5 protein-coding genes are annotated in these 7,439 nt (G+C 41.3%); 1 reads left to right on the forward strand and 4 read right to left on the reverse strand.

From position 1 onward, the window contains the following. Window positions 1-259 precede the first annotated feature (259 nt). From BM329_RS13610 to aptA, 4 genes are all read right to left on the reverse strand, one after another. Window positions 260-1,081 carry an intradiol ring-cleavage dioxygenase gene (locus BM329_RS13610; RefSeq protein WP_092554224.1) on the reverse strand — a complete coding sequence of 274 codons (822 nt, stop codon included), beginning with the start codon at window positions 1,079-1,081 and terminating at the stop codon, window positions 260-262. Window positions 1,082-1,337: 256 nt separating this feature from the next. Further along, a complete protein-coding gene (locus BM329_RS13615) occupies window positions 1,338-2,522 on the reverse strand; it encodes a DmpA family aminopeptidase (RefSeq protein WP_092554227.1) in 1,185 nt (394 codons plus the stop codon). 133 nt (window positions 2,523-2,655) lie between these two features. Further along, on the reverse strand, window positions 2,656-4,152 hold the full coding sequence (locus BM329_RS13620) for a CoA-acylating methylmalonate-semialdehyde dehydrogenase (RefSeq protein WP_092554230.1): 1,497 nt from the start codon (window positions 4,150-4,152) through the stop codon (window positions 2,656-2,658). Window positions 4,153-4,167: 15 nt separating this feature from the next. Further along, window positions 4,168-5,499: an omega-aminotransferase AptA gene (gene aptA / locus BM329_RS13625; RefSeq protein WP_092554233.1), complete on the reverse strand. Its 1,332-nt coding sequence runs from the start codon at window positions 5,497-5,499 to the stop codon at window positions 4,168-4,170. 474 nt (window positions 5,500-5,973) lie between these two features. Here aptA and BM329_RS13630 point away from each other — a divergent pair, with 474 nt between their 5' ends. Further along, complete coding sequence (locus BM329_RS13630) at window positions 5,974-7,134, forward strand: iron-containing alcohol dehydrogenase (RefSeq protein WP_092554236.1); 1,161 nt, start codon at window positions 5,974-5,976, stop codon at window positions 7,132-7,134. Window positions 7,135-7,439 lie beyond the last annotated feature (305 nt).

Here is a 7,439-nt window from a genome sequence, read left to right on the forward strand (position 1 = left end):
GTGGAGAGTCAGGCGACCCCAGATTAAGCCGCTATCGCGTTTTACGCCTTATATTCCCGCCCTCATCGGGTGAGGGTTTACGGCGAAATTGCTAAAATATTCCCACGATTTTCAAAATAATGAAACTGTTGTGGCATGCTGATTATTCATGTCTAACGGATCTGAATGGCCGCATGACTCAAACAAGCTAGGTTTAATCCGACAGATACATCGGTATCTGTCGGATCCGGTCTGAACCTCAAGCTCCGTTCAGACTGACCTATACAGTGTGTTTAGCCAAGTCTTTAGGGACTATTTTCTTGGATACATGATCTTTATTAATAGATAACACTATCTTTCCATGTAATCCATCCAATGGATTATCACCTATTTTTTCTATTGTCAAAATTGCAGCCCTATTTTTAACTCCAGAAAAGACAGAATCGTCTTCATTTTTGAGTCTATTAATAGCCCTTGGAGAATACATATCATTAGTCATTACTTCTTTAGATATACCCTCAGGGAAATAGAGCTGACCTACAAAATAGAATTTATCTTCCTGTCTTTTTTGTACATTCGCATTCCTTGCTGATAAATGGATATGTATAGCTCTTCCAGCATAAAATCCAGGGAATATTGTAGTGAATCTGACTATACCTTCTTTATCTGTCCTTTGTGCCCCACGAAGAAATGTGCTTTCATCAGTTCTTGAAATCGATCCTATATTACCAGATGGAGCTTCTAGATCTGGACTTATGTATTTCCAACCTGAGTATTTACCCATTGCATTACAATGCCATATATCAATAAAGATATCATCTAAAGGTTTACAATTTACAGAGTCAATTATTTTCATTGTCAATAAAAGAGGTATCCCGGGTTCATCCTCTGTTATATTTCTTCTAAGCAGTTTGTTATTTATAAAATATGGACCTGACATTTCCTCTGGAGTCATCTCGCAAACGCCTATATCAATACCATCTTCTTTCTTTGATTGACCTTGTGAAGAAGCGATAGCTCCTGCTGACATCAGAGGTAATAATGAAAATACTGCACCAGTAACACTCGCCTGTTTCAGAAAAAGTCTTCTTCCATTCTTCATAAAGTGGCTCCTTATATGCCATTGAATAATATCATTTGTTGTATAGTAAACAGGTAAGCTGTAGTTTAATGTGCTAATTCAGATAAGTGTAGTGGCTAGCGTTTGAAATATGACACGTGTATCCAAACGTGTACCAATCAATATTCAGAAAGAGGTAATAAAAAGACAATAAACCAAGTATTAATATGTTGGATAAAACAGGCCCCACACTGAATACCATTACATGGATTGTTAAAGTGAAAAAATCCGACCTTAACTAATAACCCAAAAGTATATTATGCTCTTTTAATAGTTCCTTGACTTTATCTTTAGGGATAGGGAATGAAGTATTACCATTTCTCCCAACCATTTTTTTAGCGGCGAACATAGCATTAATGATTGCCTCTTCTGTTGCATTTATTGTTGCCTCATACAAAGGGTCTAGTTTGTCATTTGGCAATATTTTTATGGTGCTTATATCTTTTCGGGAGAAAGCACCATTATTTGCGGTTGAAAAAGCAATAAATATCTCACCGCTAGTATTTCTGGCAACCCCACCTACCCTTGAAAGCCCGAGAGATACCCTTTTGGCTATTTTATCCAGTTGATGAGGCGCTAATGGTGCATCTGTGGCAACCACAACAATTATCGATCCTGCATCCTTTATTTTTTTCTTATCTCCATGATATATAGAATGGAAATCATTTATTTTTTTACCAACTGGAATGCCTGCGATGATCAAATCATCCCTATTGCCAAAATTGCCCTGGACAAGAACACCGACAGTGTATCCCCCATCTTTTTTGTCTAAAATTCGTGATGAAGTACCTGTACCTCCTTTAAAATCAAAAAGTTTCATGCCCGTTCCACCACCCACATTACCTTCTTCTATTGCACCTGATTTAGCACTATTCAACGCATTATATACATGTTCTTTTTTTACATGCATACCATTTATATCATTTAATATTCCGTCCCATGTTTCTGTAACTACAGGTAATAACCAAAATAAATCATCTTTTAGTGGTGAAGTCAGATTATTATCAATCATCCAGCTAATTGTTGAATCTCTGACAACGCCAACACTATGGGTATTAGTTATTAATATTGGCGTTTCCAAGAAGCCACTTTCTTCAACCCATTGACTACCCGTCATATCTCCATTTCCATTTAAAGAAAATATACTGGAAAATACAGGACTGAATTTCTTTCCTCTCGGTAATATAGCTGTGACCCCTGTTCTTATTGAGCCTTTTCCGATTTTTAACTTTCCATCATCTTTGATGATGGTTGAGTAGCCTACTTTTACACCACCAACATCTGTAATTGCATTATTTTTCCCCGTTACGCCAGAGAAAGGGATGCCTAAATTTCTTGCTCTAATTTCATCTGCCAAAGAATTTGAAGTTATCATTGTCGTTATAGATAGAATTATAATATTTAATATCTTTATGTTTCGCATAAGTATCTTTTTTATACCAAATCAAAGTGAAGGACAATTGCATCAACTTTACCTTCTGCATGACGGGAGATGTTGTTCCCTATTCCATTAAATGAGCGGTAGTTTTACTGCTCTTTTAAGAAATTAACAAAAATCAGTGATTGCCTGGGAAGGCGAATTGGGCAGCTTCATGAGTTTCACGTTTAATCCAACGCTGGGTAATAGTTTTACGACGTGTATAAAAACGTACACCATCCGGGCCATAAGCGTGCAGATCACCGAACAATGAGCGCTTCCAACCGCCAAAGCTGTGATAAGCAACAGGCACAGGCAATGGAACGTTGATTCCCACCATACCTACTTCAATCTCATTGGCAAACAATCGGGCAGCTTCACCGTCATTGGTAAAGACACAAGTTCCATTGCCATATTCGTGATCATTAATCAGCGCTATCGCTTCTTCCAGACTGGATACTCTCACTATACATAATACTGGTCCGAAAATTTCCTCTTGGTAAATGTGCATATCTGGTGTGACATGGTCAAACAGACAACCACCGATAAAGAAACCATTTTGGTGACCATCGACTGATAAATTTCTACCATCAACAATCAATTTAGCTCCTGCTTTAACACCGCCCGTGACATAGTCAGACACTTTTTCCAAATGAACTTTGGTCACTAGTGGTCCCATATCCAGACCGTGTTCTGTTCCGGCACCGATTTTAAGAGCCTGAATTTGAGGTATTAATTTCTTAATCAAGTCATCTGCAACTTGATCGCCGACACATACAGCAACAGAAATAGCCATACAGCGCTCACCACACGAACCGTACGCCGCTCCCATAAGTGCACTGGCCGCATTATTCAAATCTGCATCAGGCATTAATACAGCATGGTTTTTTGCTCCGCCAAGTGCCTGAACTCGTTTACCGCGTCGTGTTCCTTCACTGTAAATATATTCTGCTGTTGGTGTAGAGCCGACAAAACTCAGTGCTTTCACATCAGGAGATTCAATTAAACAATCAACGGCTTCTTTATCTCCATTGACAACATTCAGTACACCTCTTGGCAATCCGGCCTGATGGAATAGTTCTGCGATATATAGTGCTGAACTGGGCGTGCGCTCAGAGGGTTTAAGGATAAAAGTATTGCCACAAGCAATGGCCAGCGGATACATCCATAAAGGCACCATTGCAGGGAAGTTAAATGGCGTTATTCCTGTCACAACACCCACTGCGTGAAAATCGCTCCATGAATCAATTTCAGGCCCAACATTGCGATTGAATTCTCCTTTCAGCAATTCCGGGGCGGCGGTGGCAAAATCGACATTTTCAATGCCCCTTTTTAGTTCTCCGGCTGAATCTTCCAGCGTTTTTCCATGTTCTTCGCTGATCAGCGTAATTATCTGTTCTTCGTGTTGTTCAAGTAATTGTTTAAAGCGAAATAATATTTGGTTACGTTTTGCCGGAGGGGTGTTACGCCAAGCCGGAAGTGCAGCTTTTGCCGCAGCAATCGCATGTTGTACAGTTTCTGTATTTGCCATTTCAACCTGGCGTATCACATTCCCTGTGGAGGGGTTAAATACGGCGGCTGTTCTACAATCAGCTGTAATTGTTTCACCATTAATTAAATGGGTAATTGTTTTCATACTTCTTCATTTCCTTTATTTAATTTGATGTAAAACATTACCCACAGCATTGAACAAACGATCAAGATCATCCATTTTGGCATTGAACATAGGGCCAAATTGCAATGTGTCTCCACTAAAACGCACATAAAAACCCGCTTTCCATAACGCAATACCTGCTTCAAAAGCCCGGATAGACAAATCGCCATCCCGTGGTGCCATCTGAATTGCACCCACCAGCCCACAATTTCGAATATCTATCACGTTTGGGCAATGCTGAAGTTCATGTAATGCTTGTTCGAAATGAGGAACCAAGTCAGCAGACTGTTGCACCAGATTTTCTTTTTCCAATAGCTCCAATGTTGCCAATCCCGCAGCACAAGAAACTGGATGAGCTGAATAAGTATGACCGTGGCTGAACTCAATCATATGTTCAGGCAGCGGTTGTAACATAAAGGTATCGTAAATTTTGCTGGAGGTAACAACACCACCAAGCGGAATGACACCATTGGTAACTTGTTTGGCGAAATTGAGAATGTCCGGTGTTACACCGAACATTTCAGCCGCGCTCCAATGCCCCAAGCGTCCGAAACCGGTAATTACTTCGTCAAAAATCAGTAATATATTGTGTTGTGTACATATTTCCCGCAGGCGTTGCAAATAGCCTTGTGGCGGGACAATCGCACCAGCAGAACCCGCAACAGGTTCAACGATAACTGCGGCAATGTTACTGGCATCATGCAATTCAATCAGTTTTAGCAACTCGTCGGCAAGCTCACGACCACCAGTAGCCGGTATACCTTTAGTAAAGGCCATATTGGGTTGTAATGTATGTGACAGATGATCCACATCCATAAACTGACCAAACATTTTACGATTACCGCCAATACCACCAAGACTGGTTCCGGCGATATTGACACCATGATAGCCACTGGCGCGACCAACAAATTTAGTTTTTGCGGATTGCCCTTGAATGCGCCAGTAAGCGCGGGCTATTTTCACCGCAGTATCGGCAGCTTCTGAACCAGAGTTGGTAAAAAATACGTGATTTAAATCATCAGGCATCAGGCTGGCAATTTTATCTGCCAGTTTAAATGACAACGGATGTGCATATTGAAAACCCGGGGAATAATCCAATGTATCCAATTGCTTGGAAATAGCCTGATTAATTTCAGTACGTGAATGCCCTGCTCCGCACGTCCATAGGCTGGACAGGCTGTCATAAATACGCCGACCTTGATCATCAACCAGCCAGTTTCCTTCAGCGGAGACAATGATACGTGGATCTTTTTGAAAATGACGATTAGCACTGAATGGCATCCAATGCGCTTTAAAATTCAATGATTGAAAAGAATTTCTCTCTGACATTTTTTAATTCCTCGTACAAGGTTGTAACAAAGAGTTTGCAATGAAACTACATTCAAGTTAAACCTCAATTATCGAATCACTAGTTATGAGTTTACTTACGTAAATGAAACTATCTCCTCTGACAGCCGCTTTGGCTGTTGCACTTGCTATACCAACCAGTGGTTGGGCTACTAATGTGGAACACACTAAATCTACAGCGAACACCTGAACCTAGCAGGAAGTCAGGGTTTTGGTTATCCCGCTGATACCCAAGTAAACGAACCAGGCCGTACTTATTGGACTCGGTTTAACGTTAAATTCTAATCATTTTTTCTCTTCTTGAACTTGGCTCTCCCTGACTTATATCAGGGAGAGCTTTTTTTAATTATCTTATTTTAAAGATTTTTCTTATATTTTTTGGTTTCAGAACTTCGAAAAATTGCCTGTTGTGACAATTATCATAAACGCGCATTTCATTTAACTAAGGAGCTACATATGTCTACTGTCGTGTTGCCCCGCATTATGGAAATAGGCGGTGGATCTATCGTCCATCTGCCACGAGTTCTACAAAGTATTGGCAGTAAAAAGCCACTGATCGTGACAGACAAGATGATGATTCAATTAGGTTATTTGGGTAAATTACAATCTATCTTGCAAGATCATGGCATTGAAAGCGAAGTTTATGCTGACACCGTACCTGAACCCACTGCGGTCTCTATTCAATCCGGAATTGAAAAGGTAAAAGGCGGTTTATTTGATGCTGTTATTGCACTCGGGGGCGGAAGCCCGATTGACAGTGCAAAAGCGATTGCAGTAATGGGTAAATTTGGGGGCACAATCAACGATTACCGTTTCCCTCGTCAAGTTAATAAACAGGGGCTTCCGATCATTGCCATTCCTACTACTGCGGGAACGGGTTCAGAATGCACTCGTTTCACCATTATTACCGATGAAAAAACGGACGAAAAACTGCTTTGCGCTGGCGCAGGATTCATGCCGATTGCCGCTATCATTGACTATGAACTGACGATCAGCGTTCCGGCACGGACAACGGCAGACACGGGCATTGATGCGATGACTCACGCCATTGAAGCTTATGTCAGCCGAAAAGCAAATCCCTACTCAGATAGCCAAGCCATTGCCGCCATGAAACTTATCGGTCCCAATTTGCGCAAGGTATACCACGATGGCAATAATAAGGCTGCCCGTGAAGCGATGATGCTCGGTTCAACCCTTGCAGGTATTGCATTTTCCAACGCATCTGTTGCACTGGTGCATGGCATGAGCCGCCCTGTCGGGGCGTTCTTCCACGTTCCACATGGATTATCTAATGCCATGTTACTTCCCGCCGTCACCCGTTTCTCTTTGGAATCAGCTAAAACACGCTATGCCGAATGCGCGCGTGCACTGACTTTTGCAAAATTAACAGATAATGATGACACCGCCGGTGAAAAACTACTGACTACATTAGTTGACTTAAATGAATCGCTTTCCGTGCCGACACCCGCGCAATTTGGCATGGATAAAAAACACTTTTTTGCTGTTGTAGAAACAATGGCAAAACAAGCGGAAGCATCTGGTTCACCAGGCAATAACCCGAAGATTCCTACCATCGCTGAGATGGTCACCATTTATAAACAATTATGGAATGGCTGAGTTTGAGTACTATTAGGGGTTAAATGGTTATTGACCGGATGTTGCGTCGTTTTTATTCCCGGCATCCGGTTCTTTTATCCGCTACCTCGCTGACAACATATATCTGTCTTCTTTCAAACATACGTCTATGATTATCGACTTAGAAAAATATTTACGCTTCTTGGATTCGCCTAATAAGTGCAATTTCTAAGAAAGGCGGTCAGTTGCTATGGGAGGCAAAGAAATATACGCCTGAACAAGCTCAGCTTAAGGCCGTAGCGCGCCGACAGTGTGCTACAAAAGCAGTCAAAGTGAAACCAGAGATA

It is taken from the genome of Xenorhabdus koppenhoeferi, from assembly GCF_900116635.1.
In the GTDB taxonomy this organism is placed as follows: domain Bacteria; phylum Pseudomonadota; class Gammaproteobacteria; order Enterobacterales; family Enterobacteriaceae; genus Xenorhabdus; species Xenorhabdus koppenhoeferi.

What these genes read in the sequence shown, in the direction of transcription:
- aptA (WP_092554233.1), bottom strand. Translation starts at nt 5,499, where the DNA reads ATGTCAGAGAGAAATTCTTTTCAATCATTGAATTTTAAAGCGCATTGG.
- BM329_RS13615 (WP_092554227.1), bottom strand. Translation starts at nt 2,522, where the DNA reads ATGCGAAACATAAAGATATTAAATATTATAATTCTATCTATAACGACA.
- BM329_RS13620 (WP_092554230.1), bottom strand. Translation starts at nt 4,152, where the DNA reads ATGAAAACAATTACCCATTTAATTAATGGTGAAACAATTACAGCTGAT.
- BM329_RS13630 (WP_092554236.1), top strand. Translation starts at nt 5,974, where the DNA reads ATGTCTACTGTCGTGTTGCCCCGCATTATGGAAATAGGCGGTGGATCT.
- BM329_RS13610 (WP_092554224.1), bottom strand. Translation starts at nt 1,081, where the DNA reads ATGAAGAATGGAAGAAGACTTTTTCTGAAACAGGCGAGTGTTACTGGT.